This is a genomic window from Vibrio sp. D431a (assembly GCF_030248655.1).
GTDB lineage: Bacteria > Pseudomonadota > Gammaproteobacteria > Enterobacterales > Vibrionaceae > Vibrio > Vibrio alginolyticus.
Window position 1 is genome coordinate 119,686 of the sequence record NZ_JAHGAP010000010.1, and the last position, 16,144, is coordinate 135,829.

At 45.5% G+C, this 16,144-nt stretch carries 17 protein-coding genes; 14 read left to right on the forward strand and 3 right to left on the reverse strand.

Annotation, left to right across the window (positions count from 1 at the left end):
* The first annotated feature begins 7 nt into the window (after positions 1 to 7).
* The 7 genes from ribD (at position 8) to pgpA (ending at position 5,829) form a co-directional block, all read left to right on the forward strand.
* On the forward strand, positions 8 to 1,135 hold the full coding sequence (ribD, locus tag KJB35_RS08945; protein WP_213908016.1) for a bifunctional diaminohydroxyphosphoribosylaminopyrimidine deaminase/5-amino-6-(5-phosphoribosylamino)uracil reductase RibD: 1,128 nt from the start codon (positions 8 to 10) through the stop codon (positions 1,133 to 1,135).
* Positions 1,136 to 1,143: 8 nt separating this feature from the next.
* Entirely contained in the window at positions 1,144 to 1,797 is a 654-nt protein-coding gene (locus KJB35_RS08950; protein ID WP_005381574.1) for a riboflavin synthase, read from the forward strand.
* Between the two features lie 173 nt (positions 1,798 to 1,970).
* Entirely contained in the window at positions 1,971 to 3,080 is a 1,110-nt protein-coding gene (gene ribBA, locus KJB35_RS08955; RefSeq protein WP_005381573.1) for a bifunctional 3,4-dihydroxy-2-butanone-4-phosphate synthase/GTP cyclohydrolase II, read from the forward strand.
* A 169-nt stretch (positions 3,081 to 3,249) separates the two neighbouring features.
* Positions 3,250 to 3,720, forward strand: coding sequence for a 6,7-dimethyl-8-ribityllumazine synthase (gene ribE / locus KJB35_RS08960; protein ID WP_005381572.1), 471 nt, complete (start codon positions 3,250 to 3,252; stop codon positions 3,718 to 3,720).
* On the forward strand, positions 3,720 to 4,187 hold the full coding sequence (nusB, locus tag KJB35_RS08965) for a transcription antitermination factor NusB (protein WP_005381571.1): 468 nt from the start codon (positions 3,720 to 3,722) through the stop codon (positions 4,185 to 4,187). Before ribE ends, nusB begins: the two co-directional genes overlap by 1 nt.
* A gap of 78 nt (positions 4,188 to 4,265) precedes the next feature.
* Complete coding sequence (gene thiL, locus KJB35_RS08970; RefSeq protein WP_005381570.1) at positions 4,266 to 5,231, forward strand: thiamine-phosphate kinase; 966 nt, start codon at positions 4,266 to 4,268, stop codon at positions 5,229 to 5,231.
* A 91-nt stretch (positions 5,232 to 5,322) separates the two neighbouring features.
* Positions 5,323 to 5,829 (forward strand): phosphatidylglycerophosphatase A, encoded by a 507-nt coding sequence (pgpA, locus tag KJB35_RS08975; RefSeq protein WP_005381569.1) that lies wholly within the window; start codon positions 5,323 to 5,325, stop codon positions 5,827 to 5,829.
* A gap of 46 nt (positions 5,830 to 5,875) precedes the next feature.
* Here pgpA and dxs read toward each other — a convergent pair whose 3' ends face one another.
* Genes dxs through xseB form a run of 3 tightly spaced genes read right to left on the reverse strand, consistent with a single transcriptional unit; the run spans position 5,876 to position 8,910 of the window.
* The gene (gene dxs / locus KJB35_RS08980) at positions 5,876 to 7,741 is read right to left on the reverse strand and encodes a 1-deoxy-D-xylulose-5-phosphate synthase (protein WP_213908015.1); all 1,866 of its coding nucleotides are present in this window, start codon (positions 7,739 to 7,741) and stop codon (positions 5,876 to 5,878) included.
* 20 nt (positions 7,742 to 7,761) lie between these two features.
* Complete coding sequence (gene ispA, locus KJB35_RS08985; protein ID WP_213908014.1) at positions 7,762 to 8,646, reverse strand: (2E,6E)-farnesyl diphosphate synthase; 885 nt, start codon at positions 8,644 to 8,646, stop codon at positions 7,762 to 7,764.
* Between the two features lie 21 nt (positions 8,647 to 8,667).
* Positions 8,668 to 8,910 carry an exodeoxyribonuclease VII small subunit gene (gene xseB / locus KJB35_RS08990; RefSeq protein WP_005381566.1) on the reverse strand — a complete coding sequence of 81 codons (243 nt, stop codon included), beginning with the start codon at positions 8,908 to 8,910 and terminating at the stop codon, positions 8,668 to 8,670.
* A 263-nt stretch (positions 8,911 to 9,173) separates the two neighbouring features.
* Between xseB and pomA the strand changes: the two genes are divergently transcribed.
* The 7 genes from pomA to rlmM all read left to right on the forward strand — a co-directional run bounded on the left by pomA (position 9,174) and on the right by rlmM (position 16,068).
* Positions 9,174 to 9,935, forward strand: coding sequence for a flagellar motor protein PomA (pomA, locus tag KJB35_RS08995; protein WP_005381564.1), 762 nt, complete (start codon positions 9,174 to 9,176; stop codon positions 9,933 to 9,935).
* Between the two features lie 14 nt (positions 9,936 to 9,949).
* Positions 9,950 to 10,897, forward strand: coding sequence for a flagellar motor protein MotB (locus KJB35_RS09000; protein WP_042521210.1), 948 nt, complete (start codon positions 9,950 to 9,952; stop codon positions 10,895 to 10,897).
* A 211-nt stretch (positions 10,898 to 11,108) separates the two neighbouring features.
* Positions 11,109 to 12,557 (forward strand): tRNA uracil 4-sulfurtransferase ThiI, encoded by a 1,449-nt coding sequence (gene thiI, locus KJB35_RS09005; protein WP_005383617.1) that lies wholly within the window; start codon positions 11,109 to 11,111, stop codon positions 12,555 to 12,557.
* Between the two features lie 510 nt (positions 12,558 to 13,067).
* Positions 13,068 to 13,988 carry a transcriptional regulator GcvA gene (locus KJB35_RS09010; protein ID WP_005383616.1) on the forward strand — a complete coding sequence of 307 codons (921 nt, stop codon included), beginning with the start codon at positions 13,068 to 13,070 and terminating at the stop codon, positions 13,986 to 13,988.
* The gene (locus tag KJB35_RS09015; protein ID WP_005383614.1) at positions 13,969 to 14,592 is read left to right on the forward strand and encodes an alpha/beta fold hydrolase; all 624 of its coding nucleotides are present in this window, start codon (positions 13,969 to 13,971) and stop codon (positions 14,590 to 14,592) included. The genes KJB35_RS09010 and KJB35_RS09015 overlap by 20 nt, the downstream gene beginning before the upstream one ends.
* A complete protein-coding gene (locus KJB35_RS09020) occupies positions 14,582 to 14,980 on the forward strand; it encodes a DUF423 domain-containing protein (RefSeq protein ID WP_025768894.1) in 399 nt (132 codons plus the stop codon). Before KJB35_RS09015 ends, KJB35_RS09020 begins: the two co-directional genes overlap by 11 nt.
* Positions 14,977 to 16,068: a 23S rRNA (cytidine(2498)-2'-O)-methyltransferase RlmM gene (gene rlmM, locus KJB35_RS09025; RefSeq protein ID WP_017820611.1), complete on the forward strand. Its 1,092-nt coding sequence runs from the start codon at positions 14,977 to 14,979 to the stop codon at positions 16,066 to 16,068. Before KJB35_RS09020 ends, rlmM begins: the two co-directional genes overlap by 4 nt.
* Positions 16,069 to 16,144 lie beyond the last annotated feature (76 nt).

The following is a 16,144-nucleotide window of genomic DNA, read 5'->3' on the forward strand; positions in this document are numbered from 1 at the left end:
GTAGCTCATGACTCAACACACTCCTGAAAGAGCGTTTTCTGATTTAGATTTCGCCATGATGTCACGAGCTATTAAGTTAGCGAAACGTGGCATTTTTACCACCGCCCCTAATCCAAATGTAGGGTGTGTCATCGTTCGTGATGAAGAAATTGTCGGTGAAGGCTATCACCATCGTGCTGGTGAGCCGCATGCCGAAGTGCACGCGATGCGCATGGCGGGTGAAAAAGCAGTTGGTGCAACCGCTTATGTGACGCTAGAACCTTGCTCTCATTACGGCCGTACACCGCCATGTGCCAAAGGGCTGATTAAAGCCAAAGTGGCACGTGTGGTTTGCGCCATGGTAGACCCAAACCCGAAAGTTGCAGGTCGCGGCATCCAGATGTTACGTGATGCCGGAATTGAAGTTCAAATCGGCTTGTTAGAGCAAGATGCCCTTGCCCTTAACCCTGGTTTTATAAAGTACATGCGTACAGGCATGCCGTTTGTTCAATTAAAAATGGCGGCCAGTTTGGATGGGCAAAGCGCACTCAATAATGGTCAGAGCCAATGGATCACCTCCCCAACGGCCCGCCAAGATGTGCAGCGTTATCGAGCAATGAGTGGTGGCATTCTTTCTACTAGCAAAACGGTGATTGATGATAATGCATCACTCAACGTGCGCTGGGATGACTTACCTAATAGTGTTCAAGCGCAGTATTTACAAGAAGAGCTTCGTCAACCAGTACGTGTAATCTTAGATCGTCAGAACCGTTTAACTGATGCGCTCAAGCTGTTCCATACCGATGGAGAGCGAGTTATTGTTCGCTCTGATGGAGACTGTATCCCTCTATTGGACAGCGCTGACCAAATTGACTTATCAACGACATTAAAACGTATCTCTGATGAGCACCATATCAATCACTTATGGGTTGAAGCTGGAGCTACGCTAGCGAGTGCGATGATAAAGGCTAATCTTGTAGATGAGCTCATTGTTTACCTTGCGCCAAAACTCATGGGCAGCGATGGTCGGGGGCTTATCGGTGCTTTAGGGTTAAGCGCTATGGCTGACGTCATAGATTTAAACATTACAGACGTTCGTATGGTTGGGGTAGACATTCGCATCACCGCCACCATAAAACGTAATGAAATTAGATAAGAAATAGTATGTTTACAGGAATAGTAGAAGCAGTTGGCAAGTTAGCTGCGATTACGCCGAAGGGCGAAGACATCACCGTCACGGTTGAAACGGGTACGCTTGATATGTCAGACGTTAAGTTAGGCGATAGCATTGCGACCAATGGTGTTTGCTTAACGGTAGTTGACTTCGGAAGCCACTATTACAGTGCTGATCTGTCATTAGAAACCTTGAAGAAAACGGGGTTTGCTGAATACCAAGTAGGCGATAAGGTGAATCTAGAAAAAGCCATGTTGCCAACAACGCGATTGGGTGGACATATCGTTTCTGGCCATGTCGATGGGGTTGGTGAAATTGTCGAACGCAATTCAGTTGGCCGTGCGATAGAGTTTTGGGTTGCAATGCCTGCGGAAATTAGCAAGTACGTTGCAGAGAAAGGCTCGATTACTGTTGATGGTATTAGCCTAACCGTCAACGACTTACGTAAAAATGCTTTTAAGCTGACGATCGTTCCTCATACGAGTGAAGAAACTACGATTGACCAGTTTCAAGTGGGGCGCAAAGTCAACTTGGAAGTTGATGTACTTGCGCGTTATATGGAGCGTTTACTGCAAGGACAACAAGAAGATAAGGCCGAGTCTCGTATCACGATGGACTTTTTACAGCAAAACGGTTTTGCATAAGTCTTGGGAGTGGCTGCGTGAGGCATGCGATAAAGAGCAGACTCACAGAACACCGCGAGATTCATTGACTTGCTTAATGCAAAGCTCAAACTATTGACCTAACTAGCATTCACTGCAACGTAATTTTTCATTGCTGTCGCAATAACAAATTTAGAATAACGGGATAACAGACTATGCCAATCAGTACGCCACAAGAAATTATTGATGATATTCGCGCAGGCAAAATGGTCATCCTAATGGATGATGAAGACCGCGAGAATGAAGGTGACTTGATCATGGCTGCCGAGCATATTACGCCGGAAGCCATCAACTTTATGGCAACCTATGGCCGTGGCCTGATTTGTTTAACCATGACCAAAGATCGTTGCGAAAGTCTAGGTCTGCCACCAATGGTGCAAGACAATAATGCGCAATACACCACCAACTTTACTGTTTCGATTGAGGCAGCAGAAGGGGTAACGACGGGTATTTCAGCCGCAGATCGCGCACGTACCGTTCAAGCAGCAGTCGCGCCAAACGCTAAAGCTGCGGATTTGGTGCAGCCTGGTCACATCTTCCCTCTCGCAGCTCAAGACGGCGGTGTACTGACTCGCGCAGGTCACACTGAAGCTGGCTGTGATTTGGCTCGTCTTGCTGGTTTAGAGCCAGCATCGGTGATTGTTGAGATCTTAAATGACGACGGCACCATGGCTCGTCGCCCAGATCTAGAGATCTTTGCAGAGAAGCACGGTATTAAATTGGGCACTATTGCCGACCTAATTGAGTACCGCAATAACACTGAGACAACGATTGAACGTGTGGCAGAGTGCAAGTTACCGACAGAGTTTGGCGAGTTCACGTTAGTCACGTACAAAGACACCATTGATAACCAAGTGCACTACGCAATGTGCAAGGGCGATTTGAAAGAAAAAGCGCCACTGGTTCGCGTTCATCTTCAAGACGTTTTTACCGACTTACTACGTAGCGATCGTAATGCAGAGCGCAGCTGGACACTAGATAAGGCAATGAAACGCATTGGTGAAGAGGGCGGTGTACTGGTTGTTCTTGGCCATGAAGAATCGACCGATCTACTTATTCATCGCGTGAAGATGTTCGAAGCGCAAGACAAAGGTGAAGCACCAACGCTTGCTAAAAAACAAGGCACGTCTCGCCGTGTTGGCGTTGGTTCACAGATTCTTGCGGATCTCGGTGTACATGATATGCGTCTTCTGTCATCGACCAACAAAAAGTACCACGCGTTAGGTGGTTTTGGTCTGAACGTTGTTGAGTACGTCTGCGAGTAACAACCGAACAATAAGTTCCTAGTCTTTGACGTGCTTAACTCGTCAATGGCTAGGAACCAGTGATTTGCCTCCAATTTCCATTAGATATTGCTCACAAATTTGTGCTAGAATCCGGCGATTCTCACTTGATGAACATATTTCACTTATAAATAGAGTTAAAGGAAAGCTTATGAAAGTGATCGAGGGTGGCTTCCCAGCGCCAAATGCAAAAATTGCTATCGTTATTTCTCGTTTCAACAGTTTTATTAACGAAAGCCTACTTTCTGGTGCGATCGATACACTAAAGCGTCACGGACAAGTAAGCGAAGACAACATCACGGTTGTGCGTTGTCCAGGTGCCGTAGAACTACCTCTAGTAGCTCAGCGTGTTGCTAAAACTGGCAAATTCGACGCTATTGTTTCTCTAGGGTCTGTTATTCGCGGTGGAACGCCTCACTTTGACTATGTTTGTAGTGAAATGAACAAAGGTCTAGCACAAGTGTCTATGGAATTCAGCATTCCAGTAGCATTTGGTGTTTTGACTGTTGATACGATCGATCAAGCGATTGAACGCGCAGGAACCAAGGCTGGTAATAAAGGTGCAGAGGCTGCACTAAGCGCACTTGAAATGATTAATGTACTATCTGAAATTGATTCCTAATGGGGGCCAGTGTGAAACCAGCCGCACGTCGTAACGCACGTCAATTCGCTCTACAGGCGATCTACTCATGGCAAATTACTAAAGAGAATGTTGCCAAGATTGAAGAACAGTTTTTGTCTGGCGACAAATACGATGAAGAAGAACTTCATGCATCTGAGCCAGCGCTTGCTGCTCCAGAGACAGACGTAGCTTACTTCCGTGAACTATTAAGCGGTGTTGTACTTAGCCACGCTGAGCTAGATAGCAAAATTCGTCCATACATCTCTCGTCCTATGCAGGATTTAGATATGATGGAACTTGCTCTTCTTCGCCTTGCTATGTACGAGATGACTCGTCGCGAAGATGTTCCTTACAAAGTTGTTATCAATGAAGCGATTGAACTTGCAAAAGTTTTCGCAGCAGAAGATAGCCACAAGTTTGTGAATGGTGTACTTGATAAAGCAGCACCTCACATTCGTAAGAAATAACGATTTCTTCAATGAAAAGGTCAGCACATGCTGACCTTTTTTGTATCAAAAGCTTTTACATCAAAAAGTAAGTGAATTATGTCTGGTGAATTTAATCTGATAGACAAATACTTCGTCGGTCGTCAGAGCCAACGTAAAGATGTCCATCTAGCCGCTGGTGATGATTGCGCTTTGGTCAAAGCGCCAGCTAATGTTCAGATTGCGATTAGCACGGATACATTGGTAGCTGGAACGCATTTCTTAGCCGACGCGAACCCAGCATGGGTCGCACACAAAGCATTGGCTTCTAACATCAGTGATTTGGCGGCGATGGGCGCAACGCCTGCGTGGGTGAGCTTTGCATTAACGATGCCTGAGCCAGATGAAGAATGGCTTGCACCTTTCTGTGATGCATTTTTCGAACTGGCTGATTACTATGGTATTCAGTTAATAGGCGGTGATACCACCAAAGGCCCATTGTGTCTGACACTGACGGTGCAAGGTTTTGTACCTGAAGACAAAGCGCTCACGCGATCCGGCGCCAAGCCTGGGGATTGGGTATACGTAACGGGAAACCTTGGCGATGCAAAAGCTGGCTTGGATGTGATTCTAGATGACTCTCTGCGCAGTAGAGCCGGCGCGGAAGCACTAGAGCGAGCTCATTACCTTAGTTCTCCTCGTGTGCTCGCTGGTCAGGCTCTGGTTGGCCTAGCCTCTTCGGCGATAGATATTTCAGATGGTTTAATCTCTGATATTAAGCACATTTTACAGCGATCTCAGGTTGGGGTGAGTATTGATGTCTCTCAGCTACCGATCTCTTCAGAATTAGTCCAGTTTTTAGATGATAAGATCAGCGCGCAGCAGTATGCTTTAGCAAGTGGCGAAGAATACGAGTTGTGTTTTACCGTGCCGGAGCAAAATCGAGGCTCGTTACAAAGCGCTTTATCTCATACTGGCTGTAAGGTCACATGTATTGGTCAAATCCGACCAAATGGAACCTTCGAGCTGCATGATAACAATCAACCACTTGATTGGGACTTAAGTGGCTTCGACCACTTTAAATGATCTGAGCTAAGCTCTAGCCAAGAGCCTGTTACTATTGAGCAACTCACAGGCATGACGATTGAAACCAAACTAGCAGTATAGGTTTAAGGATATGACCAACCCTCTTTCTCTGATTTCATTAAAGAACCCGTGGCATCTATTGGCGACGGGTTTTGGCAGTGGATTATCCCCGTTTATCCCTGGAACAATGGGCACACTGGCGGCCGTGCCTTTCTTTTTGTTGTTGGCACAATTACCATTTACGGCGTATGTCATTGTTGTTCTGATTTCGTGTGTGATCGGCATTCAAATATGCCAAGTGACCTCTGCAGACATGAAAGTTCATGATCATGGTTCAATCGTATGGGATGAGTTTGCAGGCTTTTGGATTACGATGAGCATTGTGCCTGCACTGAATATTCCACTCACTGAATGGAAGTGGTTGATCACTGGCTTCATCTTATTTCGTTTTTTCGATATGGTAAAACCTTGGCCAATTGGGTGGCTAGATAAGCGAGTTCATGGTGGGCTGGGTATTATGGTTGATGATATCGTGGCGGGAATTATGGCTGGTGTTGCCCTGTTTCTAGTCGCAAAATATGCGGGCTGGATGAATTAAACGTTGACCGTAAAAAAGGGATGCTATGAGCATCCCTTTTTACATTCTATTTTGCTAAATAATCCAAGATGGATTTTTCAACTCCTTTTGCATCGAGACCAAGCTCTTCATGCAGTTCATCTTGTGTTCCCTGATGAATAAACTCATCTGGTAAACCTAGGTTCAACACAGGTTTAATGATTTTATCTTTCATCATGAACTCAACGACACCAGCACCAGCACCACCTGCGATAACATTTTCTTCTAACGTCACGAGCACGTCATGATCTGCGGCTAATTGACGAATTAATGCTTCATCGAGCGGCTTCACAAAGCGCATATCAGCAACAGTGGCGTTAAGGTATTCTGCCGCTTCTAGCGCGTTACCCAAGAAAGTACCAAAGTTCAGAATAGCAACTTTTTCACCTTGGCGAACCATGCGCCCTTTACCGATTTCTAACGCCGTAAACTCAGTTTCGATTTCTACGCCCATGCCGCTACCACGAGGGTATCGAACCGCACTCGGGCCAGAATGATTATGGCCAGTGTAAAGCATTTGTCGGCACTCGTTTTCGTCGCTTGGCGCCATGATCACCATGTTCGGAATACAGCGCATAAAGCTCAAATCGAACGCACCTTGGTGAGTTTGACCATCTGCGCCAACGAGACCTGCGCGGTCGATCGCAAACATCACTGGTAAGTCCATGATCGCGATGTCGTGGATCAATTGGTCATAACCACGTTGCAAGAAAGTCGAATAGATAGCAACGATTGGATGATCGCCCGCAATTGCCATGCCTGTTGCCAGTGTCACTGCGTGCTGCTCAGCAATCGCCACATCAAAGTATTGGTCTGGGTACTCTTTTGAGAAACGCACCATACCTGATCCTTCGCGCATTGCTGGCGTAATTGCCATTAGCTTAGGATCTTGGGCCGCCATGTCACATAAAAAGTCACCGAAGATCTTTGAGTAAGTTGGCTTACCGCCACTGCTCTTCGGTAAGCTATTGTTTGCCGGTGCGAACTTCGGCACTGCATGGTAGCCGATAGGATCTTTCTCGGCAGGCTCATAACCTTTGCCTTTCTTGGTCATGATGTGCAGGAATTGAGGGCCTTTGAGCTCACGCATATTTTTCAGCGTTTTGACGAGTTCATTGACGTCGTGCCCATCAATCGGGCCAATGTAATTAAAGCCGAACTCTTCGAACAGAGTACCAGGCACTACCATGCCTTTTAGGTGCTCTTCCGTACGGCGAACCAATTCTTTAATAGGTGGAACACCAGACAGCACTTTCTTACCGCCTTCACGGATAGAAGTGTACAAGCTACCAGAAAGTACCTTCGCAAGGTGGTTATTCAGGGCGCCGACGTTTTCTGAAATCGACATTTCGTTGTCGTTCAAAATCACCAACATATCAGGATGAACGTCGCCAGCGTGGTTCATGGCTTCGAATGCCATGCCTGCTGTAATTGCGCCATCGCCAATCACACTGACAATTTTACGGCCTTTGCCTTCTTTTTGTGCGCTGATGGCCAAGCCAAGACCTGCACTTATAGATGTCGAAGAGTGACCGACAGACAACGTGTCATATTCACTTTCTTCACGCCAAGGGAAAGGGTGTAGACCATCCTTTTGGCGAATTGTTGGCATTTTATCGCGACGTCCGGTGAGGATTTTGTGCGGGTAAGCCTGATGACCAACATCCCAGATCAATTTGTCGATAGGGGTGTTGTAAACATAATGCAGAGCGACAGTTAGCTCTACGGTGCCTAAGCCAGACGCTAAGTGTCCGCTAGATTGGCTCACTGAATTTAGCAGATACGTTCGCAGTTCATCACACAGATTTGGTAATGTTTCTTTCGGAAGAAGACGTAATTCTTCCGGTGTATTTGCTAACGCCAGTGTTGGGTACTTTGAAATATCAAGAGTCATATAAATGCGCGCTTATAGTGTTAATTTTTGCGCTCGATGACATATCGGGCGAACTCTTCGAGTAACTGAGTATTGTATGGGATAGCTTCCAATGCTTGAAGTGCTTCCTGTAACAGAGTGTGAGCTTTCTCTATGGCTCCCTCTAAACCCAGCAGGGAAGGATAAGTGCTCTTATTCAGACCTTGGTCGGAACCTTGAGGCTTACCCAGTGTTTCTGTGTCACTGATGATATCAAGAATATCGTCTTGAACCTGAAATGCCAAACCAATTGCTTTTGAGTAGCGCTCCAAGTGAGGTAGAACCTCGATACCTTTCTCACCAGCAGCTAATGCACCTAATTTTACCGCACAATCAATCAGAGCTCCGGTTTTTTTACGGTGTATCTCTTCCATTTCTTCAAGAGAAACTAGGCGATTTTCCGCGCCTAAATCTAAGGCTTGCCCTACACACATGCCGCTGGCACCAGAGGAATGCGCTAAGGCTTTGATCATATTGATGCGTTGAGCTTCTGCCGCCGAGCTTAATTGACCATCAGCAATAATAGTGAAGGCAAGAGTTTGTAGTGCATCACCTGTCAGTATTGCGGTTGCTTCATCAAACTTAATATGACAAGTTGGTTGACCTCGACGCAGTTCATCATCGTCCATGGCTGGCAGATCATCATGAATGAGTGAGTAGGCATGTATACATTCGATAGCAGCGGCGGGGGTGTCTAAGTCTTCAGGTTTACAGCCGAGCATTTGACCTGTGATGTAAACAAGAAAAGGGCGAACGCGTTTTCCACCTAGCAAAAGGCCGTATTTCATTGCTTGAATCAATGGCTGCTCTTGATATGGAAGCTGATCGAGCCACAAATTCAATTGCTGATTGTTTCTTTGTTGAAAAGACGTCAATGTCTGTTGCATCACATTGCTCACTACTGATTGTTATTCTGAATCTGGTTTGAAGTCACTCAGTGGTGCTTCATCATCTTCACTAAGAAGAATGCTCACGCGCTGTTCGGCGTCGCTTAATTTAGTTTGGCCTGCACGAGCTAAGGCAATGCCTCGTTCAAACTTACGCAGGGCATCATCTAGAGCAAGATCGCCATTTTCTAATTGATCAACCAAGCTATCAAGCTCTTCAATGGTTGCTTCAAAGGTCATGTTTTCTGGTTTCTTGACCGCCATCTTTTTTCTGCCTTAATCAAGCCTCGGGTAAGATGCACGAAAGTTACCTTAGCCTAGTAACTTGGTCAAATTTAACCTTATATAATTGTCACAAAATTAGCGTTCAACGAGTCTAAGCGGTGAAACCCCATATTTTGGTTGAGGTTGTTAGGTGTAATTTGTGATCCATTAGCTAAGATTTTTCTAAAAATTCTGCGCGAGTTGTCGATACAGGTAATAATCCGCCCAATGGCAGTATTTGAGTATAGCGTGAGGAGTGCTTTGTGGATTTAGCAACCCTATTAGGTTTGATTGGTGGTTTTGCATTCGTCATTATGGCGATGGTGCTTGGTGGCAGCATCGGCATGTTTGTCGATGTCACGTCGATCCTTATTGTCGTTGGTGGCTCAATATTCGTCGTGTTGATGAAGTTCACAATGGGACAGTTTTTTGGTGCGACAAAGATTGCTGGCAAAGCCTTCATGTTTAAAGCGGATGAACCCGAAGACCTGATCGCAAAAATTGTGGAAATGGCCGATGCGGCGCGTAAAGGTGGTTTTCTTGCTCTTGAAGAGATGGAAATAAACAACACATTCATGCAGAAAGGCATTGATCTACTGGTTGATGGCCATGATGCCGACGTTGTGAGAGCGGCACTCAAAAAAGACATCGCGCTTACGGATGAACGACATACGCAAGGTACTGGTGTATTTCGCGCCTTTGGCGACGTTGCTCCTGCGATGGGAATGATTGGCACCTTGGTTGGTCTTGTTGCGATGCTTTCAAACATGGATGACCCTAAAGCGATTGGACCAGCAATGGCCGTTGCACTCTTGACCACATTGTATGGCGCGATCCTGTCCAATATGGTGTTTTTCCCTATTGCGGATAAGCTTTCTCTTCGCCGTGACCAAGAAACGCTAAATCGCCGTTTGATCATGGATGGCGTATTAGCGATTCAAGATGGCCAAAACCCGCGAGTGATCGATAGTTACTTGAAGAACTACCTCAATGAAGGTAAACGTGCCCTTGAGATTGACGAGTAACTTGGAGAGTCGTGATGGATGATGAAGATAACAAATGCGATTGTCCGCCACCTGGCCTCCCGTTATGGATGGGGACATTTGCAGATTTGATGTCGCTACTGATGTGTTTCTTTGTTCTTCTGCTCTCGTTTTCTGAGATGGATGTACTGAAGTTCAAACAAATTGCAGGATCAATGAAATTTGCCTTCGGTGTGCAAAATCAGCTTGAAGTGAAAGACATTCCCAAAGGTACTAGCATTATTGCCCAAGAGTTTCGACCGGGTCGGCCGGAGCCAACTCCGATTGATGTCATCATGCAGCAAACCATGGACATCACTCAGCAGACGCTCGAATTTCATGAAGGGGAGTCTGATCGAGCTGGTGGCACAAAACGTGATGAAGGCAAGTTAACGGGTGGGCAATCGCCAGAAACGTCAACTCAAAACAATGAATCTGCCGAAGCGGACATGCAGCAACAGCAATCTAAAGAGATGTCGCAAGAGATGGAAACCTTGATGGAAAGCATCAAGAAAGCCTTAGAGCGAGAGATTGAACAAGGCGCCATTGAAGTTGAAAACCTCGGTCAGCAGATTGTTATACGTATGCGTGAAAAAGGTGCATTCCCAGAAGGTTCGGCCTTCTTGCAGCCTAAGTTTCGTCCTTTAGTTCGTCAGATTGCAGAGCTAGTAAAAGACGTGCCAGGCATTGTTCGAGTATCTGGCCATACAGACAATCGACCGCTAGACTCGGAACTTTATCGTTCTAACTGGGATCTCTCTTCTCAGCGTGCAGTATCAGTCGCGCAAGAGATGGAGAAAGTGAGAGGCTTCTCTCATCAACGTTTGAGAGTGCGGGGTATGGCGGATACGGAGCCCTTGTTACCGAATGATTCTGATGAAAATCGTGCGCTTAACCGACGGGTTGAAATCAGCATTATGCAAGGTGAGCCTCTCTACAGTGAAGAAGTGCCAGTAATTCAATAACTAGGCTTTAGTTTTAAGTCAGTAAAGAGATAAGAAAGCGAGCAGATTGCTCGCTTTTTTTGTTTTTCCAATCCGCTTGGGTGTATAATCTTGCGCCTTAAAAGTGAGCTCAGACTACTTTTTGTGACTGAAACGCGGTTTTACTGCGTATGAAGTATTGAAGTTGAGTGTCACTCTTTGTTGATTGCGAAACTAACCTGCGAATTAGACTATGAAATTTATTGTAAAGCCCCATCCAGAAATTTTTGTAAAAAGTGAATCTGTGCGTAAGCGCTTCACAAAGATTTTAGAGTGCAACATTCGTAACATCATTAAGAGCCGCACGGAGTCTGTCGCGGTATTTAACCGTCGTGATCACATTGAAGTGACCTCTGAGAGTAACGAATTCCACGCTGAAGTTCTTGAGGTTTTGACTCATACACCAGGCATTCACCACGTACTGGAAGTGAAGCAAACTGAATTTAAAGACTTGCACGATATCTTCGAGCAAGTGCTAGAACTCAACCGTGCTGCACTCGAAAATAAAACCTTTGTTGTACGTGCGAAGCGTCGTGGCAAGCATGACTTTACCTCCATTGAACTAGAGCGTTATGTAGGCGGTGGTTTAAATCAAGCGATTGAAAGCGCTAGTGTTAAGCTACGAAACCCAGACGTGACGATCAAGGTAGAAGTCTCGAACGACAAGCTAAACCAAGTATTGTCTCGTCATAAAGGCCTAGGTGGTTTCCCTCTGGGTACGCAAGAAGACGTGTTAAGCCTGATCTCGGGTGGTTTCGATTCTGGTGTTTCAAGCTATCTTCATATCAAGCGTGGTTCAAAAGTACATTACTGCTTCTTTAACTTAGGTGGTCCAGCACACGAAATCGGCGTTAAGCAGGTTTCTCACTACCTATGGAACAAATACGGTTCTTCAGCAAAAGTACGTTTTATCTCAGTTGATTTCGAGCCTGTGGTTGCGGAAATCCTAGAGAAAGTCGATGACGGCCAAATGGGCGTGATCTTGAAGCGTATGTTTATGCGTGCAGCAGGCATGATCGCTCAGAAGATGAAGATCGAAGCATTGGTAACAGGTGAAGCACTAGGTCAAGTATCGAGCCAAACGCTAACCAATCTACGCCACATCGATAACGTAACTGACACGCTGATTCTGCGTCCACTTATCAACTGGGATAAAGAAGACATCATCAATCTAGCACGTGAAATCGGCACAGAAGATTTCGCCAAGACAATGCCAGAATACTGTGGTGTTATCTCTAAGAAGCCAACCGTGAAAGCGGTGAAAGGCAAGCTAGAAGCTGAAGAAGAGAAATTCGACTTTAGTATCCTTGAGCAAGTGGTTCAAGAAGCTCGCATGATGGACATTCGTGATATCGCGAAAGAGTCTGAGCAAGCCGCACCAGAAGTAGAGCAAGTTCAAGCGGTAGAAGAGCACGCGGTTGTGCTAGATATTCGTAGTCCTGAAGAGGAAGACGATAACCCACTTGAAATCGAAGGTGTGGATGTGAAACATATCCCTTTCTACAAGCTGGGTACACAGTTTGGTGACTTAGACCAGTCTAAGACATACTTACTTTACTGTGACCGCGGTGTGATGAGCCGTCTGCAAGCGCTTTACTTGCAAGAGCAAGGCTTCAGCAACGTAAAAGTTTACCGTCCATAGCTGACTGATAAAATACGTTAAAAGGCGCAAATTGAGACATCAATTTGCGCCTTTTTTGTTTTTGATCGCGTTACAGACAACCATTACTTAGCATAATGTTGAGGCTTATCGCAAAGCCATACACTTTGTGTTGATATAACGATAATTAATCCGAAAGAAGAGTAATAAAGTGATATTGCTGCCAGATATGCGGATGAGATTTTTGATAGATAAAAAAACACCGCCTAATTTAGGCGGTGTAACAAATTTGACAGACAGGTCAAAAATAAATACAGGAAGTATATGTTTTGTCACAGGGAGTGTGGACAAAACATTATGGTAGAAATCTACCTAACTCGAAATACGAGTTTGCAAACACAACATCGCAACAACGAAGCCAATTGATTTCCAAAGAAATCAAGCCGTTCAGGCCCGTGTTGCGGGGTGAAATATAGAATTTATCTGGCTGTTCGACAACGGACATTTTATAATGTTTCAGATTAAAAAAACTAATCCTATTAGAGGTCCCATATGTCTCGCAGATTGCCTCCATTAAATTCGCTTCGAGTCTTCGAAGCGGCTGCTCGTCATCTCAGTTTTACACGAGCAGCAGAAGAGTTATTTGTTACTCAAGCCGCGGTCAGTCACCAGATTAAAGCGCTTGAAGAGTTCTTATCATTGAAGCTCTTCCGTCGACGTAATCGTTCTTTGTTGTTAACAGAAGAAGGCCAAAGTTACTTTCTCGATATCAAAGATATTTTCACCTCGATTGCGGAAGCGACAGATAAGGTGTTGGAACGTAGCGAAAAAGGGGCATTGACGATTAGCCTACCGCCGAGTTTTGCTATCCAATGGCTTGTACCTCGTTTGGCCGATTTTAATGCTCAAGAGCCCGATATCGATGTACGTATTAAAGCCGTAGATATGGATGAAGGCTCACTGACTGATGATGTTGATGTGGCGATCTACTATGGCCGTGGGAACTGGCCAGGTTTGCGAGCAGATAAATTGTACCAAGAGTTTTTGATCCCACTTTGTTCACCTTCATTACTTTTGGGTAACAAACCATTAGAATCTTTAAGTGACCTCAAATTACATACTTTGTTACACGATACTTCGCGTAAAGACTGGAAGCAGTTTGCTCGTCATTACAACATTGAAGGCATCAACGTAAACCACGGTCCTATTTTTAGTCACTCAACGATGGTGCTACAGGCTGCTGCGCACGGTCAGGGGGTCGCGCTCGGTAACAACGTACTCGCCAAACCTGAAATGGAAGCCGGACGACTCATTGCACCATTCGACGAGGTGTTGATATCTAAGAATGCATTCTATGTGGTGTGTCATGAACAGCAGGCAGATATGGGCCGAATCGCAACGTTTAGAGACTGGATGTTAGCAACCGCGAGAAAAGAACAAGAGGAAGTATTGGATGAATCACTGGATAGCTGAGGGGCCTGAAAACGGACCGCTGTTTATTTTTGCTCACGGCGCAGGTGCGGGGATGGAGCATGACTTCATGACAGCTGTCGCCAAAGGATTAGTGGAGCAAGGTATTCGTGTAGTGCGTTTTAATTTCCCTTACATGGTGAAACGTTCGGAAGATGGCAAAAAGCGTCCGCCCGATCGCGCGCCAAAGTTGCTCGAAGCATACAGCGAAGTGATCGCTCACTTTACTTCTTCTCCCGTGGTTATTGGTGGTAAGTCAATGGGCGGTCGTATGTCGAGCTTGTTGGCTGAAAATGAGCTGGTGGCGGGCATTGCCTGTTTAGGGTTTCCATTTCACCCACCAGGAAAGCCAGAGAAATACAAAGGCGAGCACTTAGCAACCATTGAGAAACCTACGCTGATTCTGCAAGGGGAACGAGACACCTTTGGTAAGCGTGAGGAATTCGATGATTTCGTCCTTTCGTCACAAGTAACGGTGAGCTTTTTACCTGATGGTGACCACAGCTTCAAACCGCGCAAGATCTCAGGTCATACTGAAGTGGGTAACATTGCACTCGCGATAGAGCAGTTAGCGGCGTTTATAAAAGAGGTGTACAGTGAAAAGTAAGTGGTTACTCTCATTCTCTGGATTGTCTGGGCTGATTTCGGTCGCTCTTGGAGCATTTGCTGCTCATGGGCTAAAAGCGACACTGGCCCCTTATTTGCTCGGTGTATTTGAGACCGGAGTTCTGTATCAATTTATTCACACGTTGGCGATTGTGTTTTGTGCCATTCTGCTTCTGCTCAATTTGGGACAAAAAGCACAAAAATATTTTTTCATTGCGGCGATTTGCTTTATTATCGGCATCTTTTGTTTTAGCGGCAGTCTTTACGCGCTGGCGCTGACGGGCATTAAGTGGTTTGGGCCAATTACTCCTGTGGGAGGATTACTGTTCATGATTGGTTGGTGTCTGTTCTTTTTTGCTGCGTTCAATATCAAAGAGGTCTCCAAGTGAAACAACTAATGCTCTATTGCCGTTCTGGCTTTGAGAAAGAGTGTGCTGGTGAAATTCAGGACAAAGCGACACAGTTGGAAGTGTATGGCTTCCCTCGTGTGAAGAGAAACTCAGGTTATGTTGTCTTCGAGTGCTACCAAGATGGAGATGCCGACAAACTTGCGAGAGGTTTAGACTTTAAGTCTTTAATTTTTGCTCGACAAATGTTTGCGGTAGCAGCTGAGTTTCAATCGTTGCCAAGTGATGACCGAATTAGTCCAATTCTGAATGAACTAGCAGACATCGAAGCATTCCCTCGTTGTGGTGATTTGAGAATTGAAACGCCAGATACAAATGAAGCGAAAGAGCTACTGAAATTCTGCCGTAAGTTTACCGTCCCAATGCGTCAAGCGTTGCGCGGTAAAGGCTTAATGCTGAACAAAGATAACGCGAAAAAACCAGTACTGCACATTTGCTTTGTTGAGCCTGGCCACTGTTACGTTGGTTACTCTTACACTGACAACAACTCACAGTTCTTCATGGGTATCCCTCGCCTTAAATTCCCAGCAGACGCCCCAAGTCGTTCAACACTTAAACTGGAAGAAGCATTTCATGTCTTTATTCCACGTGAAGAGTGGGATGAGCGTTTGGCACCAGGTATGTGGGGTGTGGATTTAGGTGCATGTCCAGGCGGTTGGACGTACCAATTAGTGAAGCGCTCAATGTTCGTTCACTGCGTTGATAACGGCATGATGGCAGACAGTTTGATGGAAACTGGCCAGATCAAGCACCATATGGTGGATGGTTTTAAGTTCGAACCAGACCGCAAGAACGTAACATGGATTGTTTGTGACATGGTGGAAAAGCCAGCTCGTGTTGCTCACCTGATGGGACAGTGGCTGTTAAAAGGTTGGGCAAAAGAGGCCATCTTTAACCTTAAGCTGCCAATGAAAGGGCGTTATGACGAAGTGCTGCAAGACCTTGAAAATCTGAAGCAGTTCCTCATTGATAATAAGGTAAAGTTCAAGCTACAAGCTAAACATTTGTATCATGATCGTGAAGAAATCACGATTCATATCCAATGTCTGTCGAATATTTCACCTTACTAACTTTATTCCCCGAGTCTTTTGGGAATAGTGATTAGAATAGAAAAAGCGCCTTCAAATGGCGCTTTTTTAATATCTG